Origin of the sequence: Microbacterium sp. 1154 (assembly GCF_031455375.1) — a bacterium.
Taxonomy (GTDB): domain Bacteria; phylum Actinomycetota; class Actinomycetes; order Actinomycetales; family Microbacteriaceae; genus Microbacterium.
The window spans coordinates 977,570-995,892 of the sequence record NZ_JAVDSN010000001.1; the positions used below are offsets into that span (position 1 = coordinate 977,570).

The 18,323-nt window shown below is 69.3% G+C and carries 18 protein-coding genes and 3 tRNA genes; 16 read left to right on the top strand and 5 right to left on the bottom strand.

All coding sequences use genetic code 11. The features are described from left to right. Window positions 1-588 precede the first annotated feature (588 nt). The 3 genes from J2X55_RS04450 to J2X55_RS04460 form a co-directional block, all read right to left on the bottom strand. A tRNA-Phe gene (locus tag J2X55_RS04450) sits at window positions 589-661 on the bottom strand. 64 nt (window positions 662-725) lie between these two features. Beyond that, window positions 726-799, bottom strand: a tRNA-Asp gene (locus J2X55_RS04455). A 30-nt stretch (window positions 800-829) separates the two neighbouring features. Continuing rightward, a tRNA-Glu gene (locus tag J2X55_RS04460) sits at window positions 830-902 on the bottom strand. Window positions 903-1,115: 213 nt separating this feature from the next. Here J2X55_RS04460 and J2X55_RS04465 point away from each other — a divergent pair. Next, window positions 1,116-2,576, top strand: a complete 1,461-nt coding sequence (locus tag J2X55_RS04465; RefSeq protein ID WP_309822074.1) for a M23 family metallopeptidase — start codon at window positions 1,116-1,118, stop codon at window positions 2,574-2,576. A 60-nt stretch (window positions 2,577-2,636) separates the two neighbouring features. Here the strand turns inward: J2X55_RS04465 and J2X55_RS04470 are convergent, their stop codons facing one another. Next, window positions 2,637-3,170 (bottom strand): inorganic diphosphatase, encoded by a 534-nt coding sequence (locus J2X55_RS04470; protein ID WP_013584174.1) that lies wholly within the window; start codon window positions 3,168-3,170, stop codon window positions 2,637-2,639. Between the two features lie 90 nt (window positions 3,171-3,260). On the opposite strand from J2X55_RS04470, the gene tilS reads away from it, so the two are divergent. The 13 genes from tilS to lysS all read left to right on the top strand — a co-directional run bounded on the left by tilS (window position 3,261) and on the right by lysS (window position 15,317). Next, window positions 3,261-4,259 carry a tRNA lysidine(34) synthetase TilS gene (tilS, locus tag J2X55_RS04475; protein WP_309822076.1) on the top strand — a complete coding sequence of 333 codons (999 nt, stop codon included), beginning with the start codon at window positions 3,261-3,263 and terminating at the stop codon, window positions 4,257-4,259. 23 nt (window positions 4,260-4,282) lie between these two features. Further along, entirely contained in the window at window positions 4,283-4,834 is a 552-nt protein-coding gene (gene hpt / locus J2X55_RS04480) for a hypoxanthine phosphoribosyltransferase (protein WP_115916008.1), read from the top strand. A 148-nt stretch (window positions 4,835-4,982) separates the two neighbouring features. Beyond that, window positions 4,983-6,986: an ATP-dependent zinc metalloprotease FtsH gene (gene ftsH / locus J2X55_RS04485; RefSeq protein ID WP_309822079.1), complete on the top strand. Its 2,004-nt coding sequence runs from the start codon at window positions 4,983-4,985 to the stop codon at window positions 6,984-6,986. Window positions 6,987-6,992: 6 nt separating this feature from the next. Further along, window positions 6,993-7,580, top strand: a complete 588-nt coding sequence (folE, locus tag J2X55_RS04490; RefSeq protein WP_115916006.1) for a GTP cyclohydrolase I — start codon at window positions 6,993-6,995, stop codon at window positions 7,578-7,580. Then, window positions 7,577-8,368, top strand: a complete 792-nt coding sequence (gene folP / locus J2X55_RS04495) for a dihydropteroate synthase (protein WP_115916005.1) — start codon at window positions 7,577-7,579, stop codon at window positions 8,366-8,368. Before folE ends, folP begins: the two co-directional genes overlap by 4 nt. Beyond that, window positions 8,368-8,733: a dihydroneopterin aldolase gene (folB, locus tag J2X55_RS04500; RefSeq protein WP_115916004.1), complete on the top strand. Its 366-nt coding sequence runs from the start codon at window positions 8,368-8,370 to the stop codon at window positions 8,731-8,733. Before folP ends, folB begins: the two co-directional genes overlap by 1 nt. Next, window positions 8,730-9,257, top strand: a complete 528-nt coding sequence (folK, locus tag J2X55_RS04505) for a 2-amino-4-hydroxy-6-hydroxymethyldihydropteridine diphosphokinase (protein ID WP_309822080.1) — start codon at window positions 8,730-8,732, stop codon at window positions 9,255-9,257. The genes folB and folK overlap by 4 nt, the downstream gene beginning before the upstream one ends. Beyond that, window positions 9,254-9,739 (top strand): DUF3180 domain-containing protein, encoded by a 486-nt coding sequence (locus J2X55_RS04510; RefSeq protein WP_115916002.1) that lies wholly within the window; start codon window positions 9,254-9,256, stop codon window positions 9,737-9,739. The genes folK and J2X55_RS04510 overlap by 4 nt, the downstream gene beginning before the upstream one ends. Before the next feature lie 301 nt (window positions 9,740-10,040). Further along, the gene (locus J2X55_RS04515; RefSeq protein ID WP_309822082.1) at window positions 10,041-10,568 is read left to right on the top strand and encodes a PH domain-containing protein; all 528 of its coding nucleotides are present in this window, start codon (window positions 10,041-10,043) and stop codon (window positions 10,566-10,568) included. Beyond that, the gene (locus tag J2X55_RS04520) at window positions 10,565-12,148 is read left to right on the top strand and encodes a PH domain-containing protein (RefSeq protein WP_309822083.1); all 1,584 of its coding nucleotides are present in this window, start codon (window positions 10,565-10,567) and stop codon (window positions 12,146-12,148) included. Before J2X55_RS04515 ends, J2X55_RS04520 begins: the two co-directional genes overlap by 4 nt. After that, window positions 12,145-12,867 (top strand): DUF2520 domain-containing protein, encoded by a 723-nt coding sequence (locus tag J2X55_RS04525; RefSeq protein ID WP_115916000.1) that lies wholly within the window; start codon window positions 12,145-12,147, stop codon window positions 12,865-12,867. Before J2X55_RS04520 ends, J2X55_RS04525 begins: the two co-directional genes overlap by 4 nt. Beyond that, window positions 12,864-13,718, top strand: coding sequence for a pantoate--beta-alanine ligase (gene panC, locus J2X55_RS04530; protein WP_115915999.1), 855 nt, complete (start codon window positions 12,864-12,866; stop codon window positions 13,716-13,718). Before J2X55_RS04525 ends, panC begins: the two co-directional genes overlap by 4 nt. A 78-nt stretch (window positions 13,719-13,796) precedes the next feature. After that, complete coding sequence (gene lysS, locus J2X55_RS04535) at window positions 13,797-15,317, top strand: lysine--tRNA ligase (protein WP_115915998.1); 1,521 nt, start codon at window positions 13,797-13,799, stop codon at window positions 15,315-15,317. Here lysS and J2X55_RS04540 read toward each other — a convergent pair. Then, a complete protein-coding gene (locus J2X55_RS04540) occupies window positions 15,268-16,431 on the bottom strand; it encodes a DUF4192 family protein (protein ID WP_309822086.1) in 1,164 nt (387 codons plus the stop codon). The two genes, lysS and J2X55_RS04540, sit on opposite strands and share 50 nt — an antisense overlap. 134 nt (window positions 16,432-16,565) lie before the next feature. Between J2X55_RS04540 and J2X55_RS04545 the strand changes: the two genes are divergently transcribed. Beyond that, window positions 16,566-16,763 (top strand): hypothetical protein, encoded by a 198-nt coding sequence (locus J2X55_RS04545; RefSeq protein ID WP_115915996.1) that lies wholly within the window; start codon window positions 16,566-16,568, stop codon window positions 16,761-16,763. 100 nt (window positions 16,764-16,863) lie between these two features. Then, the gene (cls, locus tag J2X55_RS04550; protein ID WP_396653254.1) at window positions 16,864-18,294 is read left to right on the top strand and encodes a cardiolipin synthase; all 1,431 of its coding nucleotides are present in this window, start codon (window positions 16,864-16,866) and stop codon (window positions 18,292-18,294) included. Window positions 18,295-18,323 lie beyond the last annotated feature (29 nt).

The window sequence follows — 18,323 nt, forward strand, 5'->3', positions numbered from 1 at the left end:
CCAGGTCGGCCGCGACTTACGGCGGGGCTGCGCGCGCTGGCGATCGTGGTATCATCCAAGGGAACTTCATACCGGGCCGTTCTACGAAGTAGAGAAGCGGGCTACCTCAGGTAGACGCAACTGTTGGCCGATACCGCGGAAAATATCCCCCTCGCGCAAGCGAGTGGAGTGATCACTTCTGGGAGTCGAGGCAGCGGGTGGGATCACTTGAAAGTTCGGGTAAACAGCGGGATCGCAATGTGCGCATCCCGCTTTTATTTTGCCCTCCGCAACCACGCTCGATCGGCGGCTCAGGGCCGCCCGAGGCAACGGCGAAGTCTGTCGAGCTATCACCCGCCGCCGTGTGCGCATAGAGCTCGAGCGCGTTGCCTTGTTCACACAACCGGCCCCAGACCGGCCCAGGTAGCTCGCGAGCTCGTGCCGATCAGTTCTCGGAAGTGGCTGGCTCGCGAGTCGAAGGCGTCAATCGGAGTCGTTGTCAACCTGCGGAGGCTACGAAAGAAACCGGCTTTCACCAGGGAAAAGCAAAACCCCCGCCATGTAGAAGCTAGGCGAGGGTTTCTGGGACCGTTGTAACGACGATCCTTGTGGCTCCGACGGGCGTCGATCCCGTGACCTCACGATTTTCAGTCGTGCGCTCTACCAACTGAGCTACAGAGCCGAGCGACATGTCTGCCGCTTCCTAGACGAAAGGCCTCCTCGAAAGAAGGCCCGTCGCTATGGAGCGACCCTGACGGGACTTGAACCCGCGACCTCCGCCGTGACAGGGCGGCACGCTAACCAACTGCGCTACAGGGCCATGCATTTTCAATTGTACTTCACCGGAGAGTGACCCCAACGGGATTCGAACCCGTGCTACCGCCGTGAAAGGGCGGCGTCCTAGGCCGCTAAACGATGGGGCCGGATGAGCCTGAAACCTTGCGATTTCATCCTCGCTTGCCGACGACCGAGCCTACTTCACAACCGTCGAGATTGCCAATTCGGGGCGTGGCATCCCGCGCCCGCGCGTGTCGGGAGCGCAAGATGAGCTGCTGCAGCGGGAACTCGCCCTGTTGTGTGTGTGACTCGTGTTGCTACTGTTAGCCGAGTTGCGACCCGGTGAGATGAGGTAGCCCGTGACGCTCGTGCCCCCAAATGAGACCGACGACTGCGGCTGCGCCCCCACGGCCAGTGAGCAGCGGCGTTTGTGGCCCACCTTCGACAGGCGCAGTGCGCTGAAGTACGGCGCTATCGGCGCGGCAGCTCTCGGCGCGTTCGGTGCTGCGACGTCGGGCTTCAGCTCTCCGGCCGTGGCCGCCGACTATCCCTCGTGGGACGACGTGCAGGCCGCCAAGGCGAACGAGGCCGCGAAGGCCGGCGAGATCTCGCGCATTCAGGGGCTGATCCAGGGTCTGCAGTCCGAGGTCGCCCGGACGCAGGCCGAGGTTCAGGCCCGGTCCGACGAGTACTACGCCGCGCAGCAGGCCTACCAGGACGCGGACTACCGCGCTCAGCTCATTCAGCAGCAGGCAGACGCCGAATCCGCGAAGGCGACGGATGCCGCCAGCAAGGCCGGCAAGGTCGCCGCCCAGCTGTACCGCTCCGGCGGTGACGACACCTCCCTCAACCTGTTCTTCTCCGGCTCGGCCGCATCGGCGGACGACCTGCTGGCCAAGCTCGGCACGATGGACAAGCTCCTCGAGCGCAACAAGTCGGTCTACTCGGCGGCGGTGGCGGCGCGCGACAGCGCGAAGAACCTCAGCAACCAGGCCAACGACGCCCGCGCCGAGCGCGACCGTCTGCAGAAGATCGCCGAAGACAAGATGGCCGCGGCCCAGCAGGCGGCCCAGGCCGCTCAGGAGGCCCTCGCCGCGCAGCAGGCCAACCAGGCCGTGCTCGAGGCGCAGCTCGCCGCGCTCCAGGACACCACCGCGAAGACGGTCGCCGAGTATCAGGCGGGCGTCGAGGCCGAGCGCAAGGCGCGCGAAGAGCGCGAGCGCAAGGCGCGGGAAGAGGCTGCCGCCCGTGACGTCGCCGAGCGCGCGCGCCGCGAGCAGGAGGCCCGCAACAACCAGAACAACAGCAATAACAACAACAGCGGCGGCGGCGGCGGCGGCGGCGGTGGCGGCAGCAGCAGCGGTGGTGGTGGCGGCGGCGGAGGCGGAAGCGTCGGCGGCTCCGGCTGGGCTCGTCCCTCGTCGGCGTACACCTCGTCGGGCTACGGCCCCCGCTCCGGGCAGTGCAACTCGAGCTACTGCGCGAGCACCTGGCACCTCGGGCTCGATTTCGGCGCCAGCTGCTGGTCGCCGATCTACGCGGCAGCGGCCGGTCGCGTGACCTACGCCGGCCGCAACGGCGGCTTCGGAAACTACATCCGCATCGCCCACGACGACGGATCGGGCACCGGTTACGGTCACATCGTCGACGGCGGGATCTACGTCTCGTACGGTCAGCGCGTCGAGGCGGGCCAGCAGATCGCCGCGACCGGTCAGACCGGCAACTCGTTCGGCTGCCACCTGCACTTCGAGGTCTACCCGCCGTGGGGCGGGACGACCGACCCCGCGCCCTGGCTGCGCTGGCGCGGCGTCGACGTCTGATCAGGCGCACGAGAAAACCCCCGGTCTTCGGACCGGGGGTTTTCTCGTGCGTGAAGCTGATCAGAGCGTGTTGGGAGCCTCGCCCGAACCCTGCGTCTTGGTCTGCGCGTCGTGCTCATCGAATCGAGTGAACGCCTCGCCCACCAGGCGCTCGGCCTCGGCGGCATCCGCCCACTCGTCGACCTTGACCCACTTGTTGGGCTCGAGGTCCTTGTAGTGCTCGAAGAAGTGGGTGATCTCCTTCTTGGTCCACTCGTCGATGTCGCCGACGTCCTGGATGTGGTCCCAGCGCGGGTCCTTTGCGAGCACGGCCACGACCTTGTCGTCGCCGCCGGCCTCGTCGCTCATCTTCAGCACGCCGACGGGGCGCACCTTCGCGAGGATGCCGGGGTGCAGCTCGCGGTCGAGCAGGACGAGCACGTCGAGGGGGTCGCCGTCTTCGCCGAGCGTGTTCTCGAAGAAGCCGTAGTTGGCGGGGTAGCCGAACACCGTGTAAAGGATGCGGTCGAGGTAGACACGGCCGGTGCCGTGGTCGACTTCGTACTTCACGCGGCTGCCGCGGGGGATCTCGATGACGGCGTCGTACGCGCCCATACTCGTGCTCCTTAGATCTGTGGATTTCCGCGGCCCAGCCTAGTCCGAGGCCGCCGCGGGCCGGAGTCGGACCCCCGCTAGCGTGGAGGGATGGATCATCGCCCAGGACTCGACCCGTCCGTCGCCGAGGTGCGCCGCGCCGTTCGTGCCGCCCTCGGCCGCGCGGACGGACCCGTCGTGGTGGCGTTGTCGGGCGGCCCGGATTCGCTGGCCCTCGCGGCGGCGACCGCCTTCGAGGCGGCGCGTGCCGGCATCCCGGCCGAGGCCGTGGTGATCGACCACGGTCTGCAGAAGGGGTCGGATGCCGTGGCGGCGGCCGCCGCGCAGAAGGCTCGCGACCTCGGTCTCGACGCCCGCGTCGTCCGCGTCGAGGTCGGTTCGACCGACGGCCCCGAGGCGGCGGCCCGGGAGGCGCGGTATGCGGGTCTCGCCGCGGCGGCCGCCGAGATCGGAGCCGGCGTCGTCCTGCTCGGGCACACGCTCGACGACCAGGCCGAGACCGTCCTGCTCGGTCTCGCCCGCGGTTCCGGCGGGTTGAGCCTCGCCGGAATGCCCGCGGAGAGAAGGGATGCCGAGGGCCCGGTCTGGGCGCGCCCCCTCCTGTCCGTGCGTCGGCGCACCACCGTGGCGGCGTGCATCGCCGAGGGGCTGGAGCCGTGGACCGACCCGCACAATGCCGACCCCGCGTACTCCCGCGTGCGTGTGCGCGACCGGGTGATGCCGCTGCTCGAGTCCGAGCTCGGTCCGGGGGTGGCCGAGGCCCTCGCCCGCACCGCCGAGCAGCTGCGAGAAGACGCCGAGGCGTTCCAGGACATGATCGACGAGACCATCGAGGACATCGTCGAGCACGCCGAGGCGGGGATCTCCATCTCGGTCGCGGCGCTCGCGGCGAACCCCGCGGCTCTGCGCAACAGGATCGTCCGGTACGTCGTCGACAGCGAGTTCGGTGTCTCGCTGTCTCGCGCGCAGACCCTCGAGGTCGCCCGTCTGGCCACGGACTGGAAGGGGCAGGGGCCCATCGATCTTCCCGGATGCCTCGCCCGTCGCGTCGGTGCGCGCATCGAGGTCGTCGCACGGACGGCATCCTGATTCCGCCGACGTAGACTTTCCCAATGCGCGCCGCCGACATCTCCGACGACATCAGCGAAGTCCTCCTCACCGAGGAGCAGATCCACGAAAAGCTCGCCGAACTCGCGACACAGGTGGCCGCCGACTACGAGGGCCGCGACGTCGTCCTCGTGGGCGTTCTGAAGGGCGCGGTCATGGTCATGGCCGATTTCGCCCGTCACCTCCCCATCCACGTGTCGATGGACTGGATGGCCGTGTCGTCGTACGGCGCGAGCACGCGCTCGAGCGGTGTGGTGCAGATCCGCAAAGACCTCGACACCGACATCACGGGCAAGCACGTGCTGATCGTCGAGGACATCATCGACTCGGGCCTCACCCTCAGCTGGCTGCTCGAGAACTTCGCCTCGCGCGGTGCCGAGTCCGTCGAGGTGCTCGCGCTGCTCCGCAAGCCCGACGCCATGAAGGTCGAGGTCGACTGCCGGTACGTCGGCTTCGACATCCCCAACGACTTCGTCATCGGTTACGGGCTCGACTACGCCGAGCGCTACCGCAACCTCCGCGACGTCGCGGTGCTCGCGCCCCACGTCTACTCCTGACAGCGCCGCATCGGCGCGCCGCCGGGCGGGTGGCATCCCGAGCCTTGTACGCCCATGACGAACGCACAGGCCCGGCATAGTCCGCGGGCGTTAGCCTGTTGCGACCGCATTTCTGCGGAGGATCACGAAAGGGCTGGGCTCGCCCACCATGAATTTCAAGAAGATCACGCGAAATCCGATCATCTACGTTCTGCTGGTCGGTCTGCTCCTGGTCATCGGCTTCTCGCTCATCTCCAACTTGAGCGGTGCCCGCCAGGTCTCCACCAAGGAGGGCTTGGACCTGCTCAAGGGCGGCACCGTGAGCCAGGTCGTGACGAACGATCCTGATCAGCGCGTCGACCTCAAGCTGTCGCAGCCCTTCGAGGGCGCGAACGACGTGCAGTTCTACTTCAGCCAGGCCCGTGCGAACGAGGTCGCCAGCGCGATCGACGCGGCGAACCCGTCCGACGGCTTCAACGACGTCGTGCCGAAACCCAGCTGGTTCGACAGCATCCTCGGCCTGATGCTGCCGCTCGTGATCCTGGGTCTGCTCTTCTGGTGGCTGCTCTCCAGCGCTCAGGGCGGTGGCAGCAAGGTCATGCAGTTCGGCAAGTCGCGGGCCAAGCTCGTGACGAAGGAGACCCCCACCGTCAAGTTCCAGGACGTCGCCGGCTCCGACGAGGCGATCGAAGAACTCGACGAGATCAAGGAATTCCTCAAGGACCCGAAGAAGTTCGAAGAGGTCGGCGCCCGCATCCCGAAGGGCGTGCTGCTCTACGGCCCTCCCGGAACCGGCAAGACCCTGCTCGCCCGCGCCGTCGCGGGTGAGGCGGGCGTGCCGTTCTACTCGATCTCGGGCTCTGACTTCGTCGAGATGTTCGTCGGTGTCGGCGCGAGCCGCGTCCGCGACCTCTTCAACCAGGCCAAGGAGAGCTCCCCGGCCATCATCTTCATCGACGAGATCGACGCCGTCGGTCGCCACCGCGGCGCCGGTATGGGCGGCGGTCACGACGAGCGCGAGCAGACGCTGAACCAGATGCTTGTCGAGATGGACGGCTTCGACCCCAAGGTCAACGTCATCGTCATCGCGGCGACCAACCGCCCCGACATCCTCGACCCCGCCCTGCTGCGCCCGGGCCGCTTCGACCGTCAGATCGGGGTGGACGCGCCCGATCTGAAGGGTCGTCAGCGCATCCTCGAGGTGCACGGTCGCGGCAAGCCCCTCTCGGACTCGGTCGACCTCGAGGTCGTCGCCCGCAAGACGCCCGGCTTCACCGGTGCCGACCTCGCGAACGTGCTGAACGAGGCGGCGCTGCTCACCGCCCGCTCGAACGCGCAGCTCATCGACAACCGCGCCCTCGACGAGGCCATCGACCGCGTGATCGCGGGGCCCCAGCGCCGCACTCGCGTGATGAAGGATAAAGAGAAGCTCATCACGGCGTACCACGAGGGCGGTCACGCCCTTGCCGCGGCGGCGATGAACCACACCGACCCCGTCACGAAGGTCACGATCCTTCCGCGCGGCAAGGCGCTCGGGTACACGATGGTGCTTCCCCTCGACGACAAGTACTCCGTCACCCGCAACGAGCTGCAGGACCAGCTGACGTACGCGATGGGCGGCCGTGTGGCCGAAGAGATCGTCTTCCACGACCCCACCACGGGTGCCTCGAACGACATCGAGAAGGCGACGAGCATCGCTCGCAAGATGGTCACCGAGTACGGCATGACCAACGAGGTCGGCCCGGTCAAGCTCGGCGGCTCCTCGGGCGAGGTCTTCATGGGCCGCGACATGGGCCACGGCCGCGACTTTTCGGAGCGCATCGCCGAGCGTGTCGATGCGCAGGTGCGCGCGCTCATCGAGCAGGCTCACAACGAGGCCTACCAGGTCATCAACGACAACCGCGAGGTGCTCGATCGTCTCGCGTTGGCGCTGCTCGAGAAGGAGACCCTCGACCACAACGAGCTGGCCGAGATCTTCACCGACGTCAAGCGTCTGACGCCGCGGCCGCAGTGGCTGTCGTCGGGCGACCGGCCGGTGTCGGACCAGCCTCCCATCGAGGTGCCCCGCCGTCAGCAGCCCGCCGGCATCGCGGCATCCACCGAGGCGGAGGCGCAGGCCGCGACGAAGGCGCAGCCCCGTCCGAGCGGACAGACGCGCCCGGCTACCGCCTGAGGCTCCGTGGCCGTCGATCGTGAACGCGTCGCCGTCCTGGTGCGAGAGCTCCTGGAGGCGATCGGGGAGGACCCCGATCGCCCCGGGCTCCGCCAGACCCCGACCCGCGTGGCCGACTCCTGGGCCGAGTTCTTCGGGGGAGTGAATCAGGATGCCGGCGCTCCGCTGCAGCACACCATCTCGGTGTCGCGCGGGCCGGCGCCCGATACCCTCCCCTCGGGTGCCGTGATGCTGCGCGACATCGCTTTCCGGTCGATGTGCGAGCACCACCTGTTGCCGTTCCGCGGCCGCGCACACGTCGCCTACCTGCCCGGTGAAGAAGTGGTCGGCCTGGGAGCGCTGCCGCGCGTCATCGACATCCTCGCCGCCCGCCCGCAGGTGCAGGAGCGGCTGGGCGAGCAGGTCGCCGACACGATCGCCTCGGCCCTCGACGCGCGCGGTGTGCTCGTCGTCCTCGATGCCGTGCACGAGTGCGTCACGATGCGGGGCGGTCGGCAGCTCGACGCGTCGACCGTGACGATCGCCGCTCGCGGGGTGTACGGCGATCCGGTGGCCCGGGCCGAGCTCGTTGCGCTGATCGGGGCGCGCGCGTGACCCTCATCATGGGGATCGTCAATGTCACCCCCGACTCCTTCAGCGACGGCGGACGCTACCTCGACCCCGATGCGGCCCTCGCCCATGCCCGGCTCCTCCGCGAGCAGGGCGCCGAGATCCTCGACGTCGGCGGGGAGTCGACCCGGCCGGGCGCGGAGCGGGTCGCGCCGCGTGTGGAGCAGCAGCGCGTGCTGCCGGTCGTCGAGGCGCTGGCATCCGAGGGCTCGTTCGTGAGCATCGACACCATGAACGCCGCCACGGCGGTCGCCGCGGTGCGAGCCGGGGCCCGCCTGGTGAACGACGTCTCGGGAGGTCTCGCCGACCCCGACATGCTCGCCGCCGTCGCCGAGACCGAGGCGGAGATCGCGCTCGGTCACTGGCGTGGCCCGTCGACCGAGATGTACGCCCGAGCCGACTACGCGGACGTCGCCCGAGAGGTGTCGGACGAACTCGCCGAACGGGTCGAGGCGGCCCGTGCCGCGGGGATTGACCGGTCGCGACTGATCCTCGATCCGGGTATCGGCTTCGGCAAACGGGGGGTGCAGAACTGGCAGACGCTGCGCGCGCTGCCGCAGATCGCCGAGCTCGGGATCCGGGTGCTCGTAGGCACGAGTCGCAAGAGATTCCTCGCCGAGGTGATCGGCGACGACGCCGACCTGGCCCGCCGCGACCTCGCGACCGCCGTCACGAGCGCGCTGTCCGCCCGTTCCGGCGCGTGGGCCGTCCGCGTGCACGATGTACCGACCACCCGCGACGCGCTCGCCGTCGCCCGCGCTTGGGAGGCCTGATGGATGCCGATCGGATCACGCTGACGGGGGTGCGTGCCGTGGGGCACCACGGTGTCTACCCTGACGAGAAGCGCGACGGGCAGGAGTTCGTCGTCGACGCGACCCTGTTCCTCTCGCTTCGACGGGCGGCCGAGACCGACGACGTCGTCGACACGGTGCACTACGGCGAACTCGCCGAGCGTCTCGTCGAGATCGTCGAGGGCGACCCGGTCGACCTGCTCGAGACACTGGCGCAGCGGTTGGCGGACGCGGTCCTCACCGACGAGCGGGTGGATGCCGTCACCATCACCGTGCACAAACCGCAGGCGCCCATCACCGTGCCCTTCGGCGATGTGTCCGTGACCATCTCGAGGTCGCGGTCGTGAACGTGCGGTTGGCCCACGGGATCGACGGGGCCCCGCGCCCCACGCCCGCGCACGCGGTCGTCGCGCTGGGAGCCAACCTCGGCGACCGGCGCGAGACTCTCGAGGCCGCGGTGGAGGAGCTGCGGCGATTGACTCTCACGACGGACGTCCGCGTGTCCGAGCCGATCGACACGGTGGCCGTGACGCTGCAGGGCGAGGACGAGGACGCTCCCCGGTACCTGAACGCGGTGGCTGTCCTTGAGACGCGCCTGTCGCCGGAGGAGCTGCTGGCATCCCTCCACCGGATCGAGGCGCGGCACGGCCGCGTGCGCCGCGAGCGCTGGGGTGACCGCACCCTCGATCTCGACCTGATCGCCTATGGGGACGAGCGCATCGACCGGGACGATCTCGTCGTTCCGCACCCCCGCGCGCACGAACGCGAGTTCGTGCTCGCGCCGTGGCTCGACGTGGATCCGGATGCCGAGATCCCCGGGCGCGGACGCGTCGCCGACCTGCTCGACAGGCTGCGGGGAGGTGCCGAATGAAGCGCACGGGAGCCGGCATCCTCACGATCGCCGTCATCGTCGGCCTCGTCGTCGGGTTCTTGCTCGACACGTCGCTCACGGCGATGGGCCGGTCGACGTTCGTTCCGGCGGCGAGCCTGCCCACGATCCTGGCTTTGCTCGCCGCGGTCATCGTCGTGCTCGCCATCCCCGTGTTCCGGGCGACGCGGGGCCGGAACACGCGGCCGATCGATCCGTTCCGGGCGGTGCGCGTCGCGATGCTGGCGAAGGCGTCGTCCCTTCTCGGCGCGGCCGCGGCCGGATTCGCGGCGGGGTTGATCGCGTTCCTGGTGACCCGCCCCGTGGTGCCCTCGATAGGCTCGATGGGATCGATCATCGCGACGCTCGTGTGCGCGGTCATCCTCGTCGTCGCGGGACTCGTGGCCGAGCAGCTCTGCACCATCCGGAAGGACGACGATGACGACGCCCCAGGGAACACCCCCGCAGGACCCGTCGGGATCTGAGGGGCCCGAGACGGGGGCTTTGGCGGAAACCGGAGCGGAGCGTTCCGGCGCTCTTCGCGCGGATCGTCGCCCCGTCGCAGCTCATCCGGCCGCCGCTCTTCCTGATGGGGCCGATCCGGCTAATGCTGCTTCAGGTGACTCTGCTCCGGCTGACTCCGCTCCGGACGGCGCCGCTCCGGACGGCGCCGCTCCGGGTGAGATTGCTCCGGCTGACGCTGCTGCCACCGACGCTGCTCCCACCGACGCAGCTCCCACCGATGCTTCTGCTCAGGCAGACGGCGGTCGAGCGATCGATGCGAACGTGCGCGTCGACGGCACGTACGATCGCATCCTCGAACCCCGCTCGCCGCGCCGCTTGCCGCTCGGCGAGGGCACGTGGCATCAGCTGGCCCGCGCGTACGTCCGGGTGCAGCTCATCTCCCAGGGGGCGGTGTTCGCCCTGGTGCTGGTTGCAGCGGTCGCCGTTCAGGCGCTCACCGGTTTCGCGTGGCTGTGGATCCCCGCGGGGGTCATCCTGCTGGTCACCGCGATCGGGCTCGTCATCACCCCGCGCCAAGCGCGTTCCTTCGGTTATCAACTGCGTCGCGACGACCTCGTGTTCCGGCGAGGCATCCTCTGGCAGCGGGTGGTCGCCGTGCCGTACGGCCGGATGCAGCTCGTCGACATTACTCACGGTCCCCTCGACCGGGGCTTCGGCATCGCTCAACTCAAGCTCGTGACCGCGGCGGCGTCGACGGGTGTGACCATCCCCGGGCTCACCCAGGAGGCGGCCGAGAACCTGCGTGACACGCTGGTGGCCGTCGCGGAAACCCGCCGGACCGGACTGTGACCGATCCGGACACCGCGGGCTCTGTCCCCGCCCCGCCGCCTCCGCAGCGGACGGTCGTCCGCTCGCCGTACAGCGACGGAGAGTGGCATCGGCTCCATCCTCTGACGCCGTTGTTGCGCGGCGGACTGACGCTCCTCGTGATCATCGGCGTCATCGTGGCGAACCTGCGGGAGCGGCTCGTCGAGTGGGTCTTCCCGGTGTTCACCGATCTGCCCCCGGGGGCGATTCCTCCCGACCCGGTCGACTTCCTTCTCGCGAACAATCTGATCCTGATCGCCGCCGCTGCCGCGCTTGTCGTGCTCATCGTGCTGCTCGTGCTGTTCCGACTGTCGTGGCGCTTCCACACCCTGCGCATCGGCGAGGACGACGTCGAGGTGCGTTCGGGCGTGCTGTTCCGCACGCACCGTCGCGCACCTCTCGACCGCGTGCAGGGTGTGAACCTGACACGCCCGATGCTCGCGCGCCTGCTGGGGCTCGCCAAACTCGAGGTCGTCGGTGCGGGGCTCGATGCCAACGTGAAGCTGGAGTACCTCTCCGGCAAGGATGCTGAAGCCATCCGCGGCGACATCCTCCGTCTCGCATCGGGTCGGCGTCTCGCGGAAGCGCGGGCGGACTCCGGCGGGCGCTCCTCGCTCGCACGGCAGGCGGCGGCGGCCGTGGGCTCGGGCCTGCAGGGGTTCGTCGAGGGGGAGGACCTCTCCGACGCCGAGCCGGAGAGCATCGTGCGTCTTCCGTTCGGTCGGCTCGTGGCATCCCGTGTCCTGAGTGGATCGACGCTTGTCCTGATCGCGTTCGTCGTCGGCATCGTCGTTGCGGCGTCGGTGTCGACGCTGTGGCTGCTGTTCACGGTCGTTCCGATGTTCCTCGCCTTCGGGGCGTACTACGTGCGGTCTATCGCCCGGGGACTGCGGTACTCCATCGCCCCGACGGTCGACGGTGTCCGCGTGACCTTCGGTTTGTTCACGACGGTGTCCGAGGTCGTGCCGCCGGGCCGCGTGCACGCGATCGAGGTGCGACAGCCCCTGATGTGGCGTCCCTTCGGATGGTGGACGATCTCGGTCAACCGTCTCTCGGGGCGGTCCTCGACCGACACGAGCAACGATCAGCTGGCAGCGGTGCTGCCGATCGGCACGCGTGACGACGTCGAACGCGTTCTGCGCATCCTCGCCCCCGGTCTGTCGGTCGACGAATGGACACTGCTGTTCCGCGACGGCATCCTGGGTCCGGTGGACGATGACCCGTACGTGACGACCCCGAAGCGCGCCCGGTGGCTGCGCCCCCTGTCCTGGCGCCGCAACGGGGCGCTGCTGACCACCGACGCGCTGCTCCTGCGCCGCGGATGGGTGTGGCGTTCGCTGAGCGTCGTCCCCCTCGCGCGATTGCAGTCGATCGGATTGCACCAAGGGCCGCTCGCCCGCGCCACGGGCACCGCCACCCTCGTCGCCCACGTGATCGCCGGCACCGTGCAGACGTCGGTCGGCGTTCTCGACCGCGACGACGCGCTCACGCTGTTCGAGCGGACGGCTCGAGCAGGCGTCGACGCGGCGGCGATCGACCGCACCCACCGGTGGGCCGGATGAGCGCCGGGCGCGACGGACGCCTCGGCGTCGGCGTGATCGGGGCCGGACGCGTCGGACCTGTCGTCGCGGCGGCGCTGGCCGGCGCGGGCCACGCTCTGACGGGGATCACGTCGGGGTCCGATGACGACCGCGTCGAGGCCATTCTCCCGGGGCTGCCGGTGCTCGCGCCCGACGAGGTCGTCCGACGCAGCGAGCTCGTGGTCGTGGCCGTACCCCACGACCAGCTTCCGGGTCTGGTCGCGGGCCTCGCCGAGGTCGGCGCGTGGCAGCCCGGCCAACTGGTGCTGCACACCGACGCCGCGTACGGGGCGCGGGTGCTGGATCCCGCCGCCCGCAGCGGCGCCATTCCGTTGGCCATCCATCCCGCCATGGCCTTCACGGGGGTGTCGTCGATCGACCTGCGCCAGCTGGCCCAGTCGTATGCGGCCGTCACGGCCCCCGCTCCGGTGTTGCCGATCGCGCAGGCCCTCGCCGTCGAACTCGGGTGTGAACCGATCGTGGTCGCGGAGGACGATCGGGCGACGTACGCCGAGGCCATCGCGACGGCGACGGAGTTCTCGCGCTCGATCGTGCGCCAGTCTTCTGCTCTGCTCGCTCGCATCGGGGTCGACAACCCCGGCGCGTACCTGTCCGCGCTCGTCCGGTCGAGCGTCGACCAGGCGCTGGTCGAGGGCGGGCGCCGTGACGACCTCGACGGCACCGCTACGATCGACGGATGATCCGCACCCTCGAGGATCTGCGCACCCGACTCGGCGAGATCCGAGGCGCAGATCGATCGGTCCCCGGCCCGCGCGTCGCCCTGGTATCGACCCTGGGCGCCTTGCACGACGGTCACGTCGACCTCATCCGCGAAGCCCGTGACCTCGCCGACGTGGTCGTGGTGTCGACCTTCGTCAATCCGCTGCGCTTCCGCGCGGCCGCCGACACGGCGGCCTATCCCCGCTCGCCGGAGTCCGATGCGCGCGTGCTCGCCGACCTCGGCGTGGACGTCGTCTTCGCGCCCGAGGTCGAAGAGTTCCTTCCGGCGGGCACGGCCACGACGCGCGTCTCGGCGGGGGACATCGGGCTGCGCTACGAGGGGCGCGTGCGCCCGTTCTACTTCGACGGGGTGCTCACCGTCGAAGCGAAGCTCTTCCACCTCGTTCGCCCTGACGTCGCGGTGTACGGCGAGCGCGACCTCCAGCGGATCTTCCTCGTGCGTCGGATGGTGCGCGACCTCGACTTCTCGGTCGACATCGCGACGGTGCCGACCGTGCGCACCGACGACGGCCTGCCCGTATCGAGCCGCGTGGCTCTGCTCGACGCAGCGGATCGTCGCGCGGCGGCGGCTCTTCCGCGTGCGCTGGAGGCGGCGGCATCGAACTCCGACCTCGGGGTCGACGCGTGCATCGCGGCGGCCCAGTCGGCGCTCATGGGGGAGCAGCGCATCACGCTCGAATACCTCAGCGTGGTCGATCCCGAGACGTTCCTGCCCGTCGACGATGGGCACCGCGGTCGCGCGTTCGCACTCATCGCCGCCACCGTGGGCGGCCACCGCTTCATCGACAACGCCGAGATCTCGCTGCGCTGACGCCGGCCCGACGGGCGGCGACTCCGGGGCGGCCGGGGACGACGAATAGACTGGGGGAGACCCCGAGGAGCCTTCCTGATGACCGACGCGCCCGCGAACGACGCCGCCGAACCGACCGAAGACGAGGTCTTCGAACAGAAGGCGGTGCGTCTGGCCAAGCGCGAGCGCCTGCTCGCGGAACGCTCCGACGCCGCGGGCGGTCCGTATCCGGTCGCCGTCCCCGTCACCACGACGATTCCCGAGCTGCGCGCACGTTTCGGCGAACTCGAAGCCGGCGCCGAGACCGGTGAGACGGCCGGGGTGGCCGGCCGCGTGGTGTTCAGCCGCAACACCGGCAAGCTCTGCTTCGCGTCTCTGCAGTCCGGCGACGGCAGCCGCATCCAGGCCATGGTCTCGCTCGCGAGTGTGGGTGAGGAGTCGCTGCAGGCGTGGAAGGAGCTCGTCGACCTCGGCGATCACGTCTTCGTCTCGGGCGAGGTCATCTCGAGCCGCCGCGGCGAGCTGTCGATCATGGTCTCCGAGTGGACGATCGCGGCGAAGGCCGTACTGCCCCTGCCGAACCTCCACACCGAGCTCAGCGAAGAGAGCCGCGTCCGCAGTCGCTTCCTCGACCTGATCGTCCGCGACCGCGCGCGCGAGACGGTACTGGCGCGCGCGAAGGTGAACGCGAGCCTGCGTCGCACCTTCACCGAGCGCGATTTCGTCGAGGTCGAGACCCCCATGCTGCAGGTGCAGCACGGCGGCGCGAGTGCGCGTCCGTTCACGACGCACTCGAACGCCTTCGACACCGAGCTGTTCCTGCGCATCGCGCCCGAGCTCTATCTCAAGCGCGCCGTCGTGGGCGGTATCGACCGGGTCTACGAGATCAACCGCAACTTCCGCAACGAGGGGGCCGACACCACGCACAGCCCCGAGTTCGCGATGCTCGAGGCGTACCAGGCCTACACGGATTACAACGGCATCGCCGATCTGACCCAGACCCTGATCCAGGATGCCGCCATCGCGGTGGCCGGTTCGACCACGGTCACGTGGGCCGACGGCACGGAGTACGACCTGGGCGGCGAGTGGGACCGCATCTCGATGTACGACTCGTTGTCGGCGGCATCCGGTCGTCGGATCACCCCCGAGACCTCGCTCGACGAACTGCGAGCCCTCGGTGACGAGGCCGGCGTCGACGCCCCGCCCCAGGACACCCACGGCAAGTGGGTCGAAGAGCTGTGGGAGCACTTCGTCAAGGGCGGCCTGACACGGCCGACCTTCGTCATGGACTTCCCCGTCGACACCAGCCCCCTCGTCCGCGAGCACCGCTCGATCGCGGGGGTCGTCGAGAAGTGGGACCTCTACGTGCGCGGCTTCGAACTCGCGACCGGCTACTCCGAGCTCGTCGACCCCGTGATCCAGCGTCACCGCTTCACCGAGCAGGCGAAGCTCGCGGCGCGGGGCGACGTGGAGGCCATGCCGATCGACGAGGAGTTCCTGCGAGCCCTCGAGCACGGCATGCCCCCCACCGGCGGCATGGGCATGGGCATCGACCGCCTGCTCATGGCGATCACCGGACTGGGCATTCGCGAGACGATCCTGTTCCCGCTGGTGAAGTAGGACGCTCGAACACCCACTCCGGTAGGTGTCCGGCCTCGATGATGTCGAGCACGATGGCGCTCAGGCCGTGGTCCGCGTCGATCTCGATGGCCGTCTCGGCATAGAGGGCGGCGTGAGACGAGCGACCCGTCGCCCACGCGAGCCAGGCGCACGCCGACAGCGCACCGGGGCGACGCTCTCGGGGGAGGGCTGCGGCCACGAACCGGCAGAGTTCGAGCGCACGGCGCAGCCGGTCGGGGTCGGGATGGGCCCCCTCGCCCCACATCGGACGGGCGAGGCCCTCGGGAAACGGCGTGCCGCGGTGGTACGCCGTCTGCGCGTGCAGAGTGGCGTCCCCCGTGGCGAGGTCGGACGCCCACTGCATGAGCGCCACGTCGCGCAGTGCCGGGCGGGCGAGGCAGAAGGCGACGGCCGCGATCTGAGCGATATCGAGCTCGGATGGCGCCGTCGCCAGCGCATCTTCGAGGAGTACGGGCGGATCCGCGATCGCAGCGGCAGCGGGATGGGCCGCCGCGGCACGTGTGAGCACGGGGAGCGGGCGCCGTTCGTGAGCGCCGCCGAGCACGCGCTCGACCTTCCGCAGCGCGGAGAGCACGCGTCGCGAGAGCGCGGGATCGATTGGCGGCAGCTGGGCCGCGGCGAACTGGTCTTCGTCGAGGGAGGACCGGGGCTCGGCGGCCGGCGACGAGGTGATCTCGTCCAGCGGATGCGGATCGGAGGCCGAGGGGGACAGGTAGCTGTCCCATCCGTCCGTTCCGACGACGAGGGCGTCGACGACGCGAAGCCCGCAGATATCCGCCCGGGCGATGGCAGCGTCGACGAGCGGCCGGTGCGGCAGGGCCGGCACGTCGGCGAGGGCGTCATCGGTGTAGACGACGAGCGCCACGGCATCCGTCCGCGCGATCTTGCAGGCCATGCCGATGACCGTCGACGCGATGCTCTCGACCGATGCCGGTCGGGCGGCGGTGGGGAGATCGACGCGCATCGCGCCGAGCGAGCGGGACTCGGCGAACGGCACGAGCACGAGGCTCTCGCTCGGGGTGCATTCGAGCAGGCGCGGGACGAGGGCGAGGAACGACGCGGACGAGGTGACGGAGACGACGGTGGATGTCATGGCTCGAGGGTGGCGAAACGGGACGCCCGCGCGCGGGGCTCTATAGCTCGATCGTGGAGGAATGTCCGCATCGGCGGCCTGGGGAGGAGCCCCCGCAGACCGTGCGCTCAGCCAGCACGGGTATCCTCGACACCATGGACGAGACCTGGACCGCGATGTTGTGGGCGATTCTGCCGACCCTCGTGGTGTCGGTGGTCTTCTTCTTCATCCTCCGCAACGTCATCCGGATGGATCGCACCGAGCGCAAGGCCTACGCCCGCATCGAAGCGGAGGAGCGCGCCAAGCGCGGTCTGCCTCCCGTCGCGCGCACCGGCGACGGTCCCGCCGCCTGACAACCCTCCGGGCTCTGTCCGAGGCCGTCGCTACGCTGGGTCCACAACCCGTCCAGGAGGACCCGTGCTCAACGCCACGTTCGACGCGAGCTGGCTCGTCATCACGCTCTTCGTCGTCGACCTGGTGGTGCGCATCGCGGCGATCATCGTCGTCCCGCGCAACCGACGGCCTACCGCGGCGATGGCGTGGTTGCTCGCGATCTACTTCATCCCGTTCGTGGGTGTCTTCCTCTTCCTGCTGATCGGCAACCCGCGGCTGCCGCGCAAGCGTCGCCGCAAGCAGACGGCGATCAACCACTACATCCACGACACCAGTGCCTCTCTCGAGTTCGGCACCCTGCGCCCCAACGCCCCGCAGTGGTTCCGTGCGCTCGTCCAGCTCAACCGCAATCTGGGTGCCATGCCGATCGCGGGCGACAACGCCGCCACCCTGATCTCCGACTATCAGCGGAGCCTGGATGCCATGGCCGAGGCCATCCGGCGGGCTCAGCGCTACGTCCACGTCGAGTTCTACATCCTGCAGACCGACGACTCGACCGACAACTTCTTCCGCGCCCTCGAGGAAGCCGCGGAGCGCGGCGTCGTGGTGCGGGTCCTGCTCGATCACTGGGCGAACCGCGGCAAGCCGTTCTACAAGCAGACGCTTCGCCGCCTCGACGCGATGGGGGCCCACTGGCACCTCATGCTGCCCGTCCAGCCGCTGCGCGGCAGGTACCAGCGGCCCGACCTGCGCAACCACCGCAAGCTCCTCGTGATCGACGGCGACGTCGCGTACATGGGCTCGCAGAACGTCACGGACTCGTCGTACAACCTGCGCAAGAACATCCGCCGCGGTCTGCACTGGGTCGACCTCATGGTCCGCGTCGAAGGGCCCGTCGTCGCGAGCATCAACGCGGTCTTCCTCTCCGACTGGTACAGCGAGACCGACGAGACCCTCCGTGACGAGATCGACCTGTTCAGCGTGACGTCCGGCCCGGGCGATCTCGACTGCCAGGTCGTGCCCTCGGGCCCCGGGTTCGACTTCCAGAACAACCTCAAGTTGTTCCTCGGTCTGCTGTTCGCGGCGAAGGAACGCATCATCATCGTCAGTCCGTACTTCGTGCCCGACGAGGCGCTGCTGCTCGCGATCACGACCGCCTGTCAGCGCGGCGTCCACGTCGAGCTCTTCGTCTCTGAGGAGGGGGACCAGGCGATGGTCTATCACGCGCAGCGCAGCTACTACGAGGCCCTGCTGCACGCCGGCGTCACGATCTGGATGTACCGGAAGCCCTACATCCTGCACAGCAAGAGCGTCACGATCGACGACGAGGTCGCGGTCATCGGGTCGAGCAACATGGACATGCGATCGTTCGGTCTGAACCTCGAGGTGTCGCTCCTCGTGCGTGGCGAGGAGTTCGTGCGCGACATGCGCGGCGTCGAGGACGCCTACCGCACCCTGAGTCGCCAGCTGACGATCGAGGAGTGGCGCCGTCAACCGCTGCGCTCGACGATCCTCGACAACCTGGCCCGTCTCACCTCCGCGCTGCAGTGACGTGCCGCGGCATTCGCCGCCGGGATCCA

Coding starts and splice junctions, on each gene's coding strand:
- hpt (WP_115916008.1), top strand. CDS start 4,283: ATGCGCGCCGCCGACATCTCCGACGACATCAGCGAAGTCCTCCTCACC.
- lysS (WP_115915998.1), top strand. CDS start 13,797: ATGACCGACGCGCCCGCGAACGACGCCGCCGAACCGACCGAAGACGAG.
- tilS (WP_309822076.1), top strand. CDS start 3,261: ATGGATCATCGCCCAGGACTCGACCCGTCCGTCGCCGAGGTGCGCCGC.
- J2X55_RS04510 (WP_115916002.1), top strand. CDS start 9,254: ATGAAGCGCACGGGAGCCGGCATCCTCACGATCGCCGTCATCGTCGGC.
- folB (WP_115916004.1), top strand. CDS start 8,368: ATGGATGCCGATCGGATCACGCTGACGGGGGTGCGTGCCGTGGGGCAC.
- J2X55_RS04470 (WP_013584174.1), bottom strand. CDS start 3,170: ATGGGCGCGTACGACGCCGTCATCGAGATCCCCCGCGGCAGCCGCGTG.
- panC (WP_115915999.1), top strand. CDS start 12,864: ATGATCCGCACCCTCGAGGATCTGCGCACCCGACTCGGCGAGATCCGA.
- J2X55_RS04540 (WP_309822086.1), bottom strand. CDS start 16,431: ATGACATCCACCGTCGTCTCCGTCACCTCGTCCGCGTCGTTCCTCGCC.
- ftsH (WP_309822079.1), top strand. CDS start 4,983: ATGAATTTCAAGAAGATCACGCGAAATCCGATCATCTACGTTCTGCTG.
- J2X55_RS04545 (WP_115915996.1), top strand. CDS start 16,566: ATGGACGAGACCTGGACCGCGATGTTGTGGGCGATTCTGCCGACCCTC.
- J2X55_RS04525 (WP_115916000.1), top strand. CDS start 12,145: ATGAGCGCCGGGCGCGACGGACGCCTCGGCGTCGGCGTGATCGGGGCC.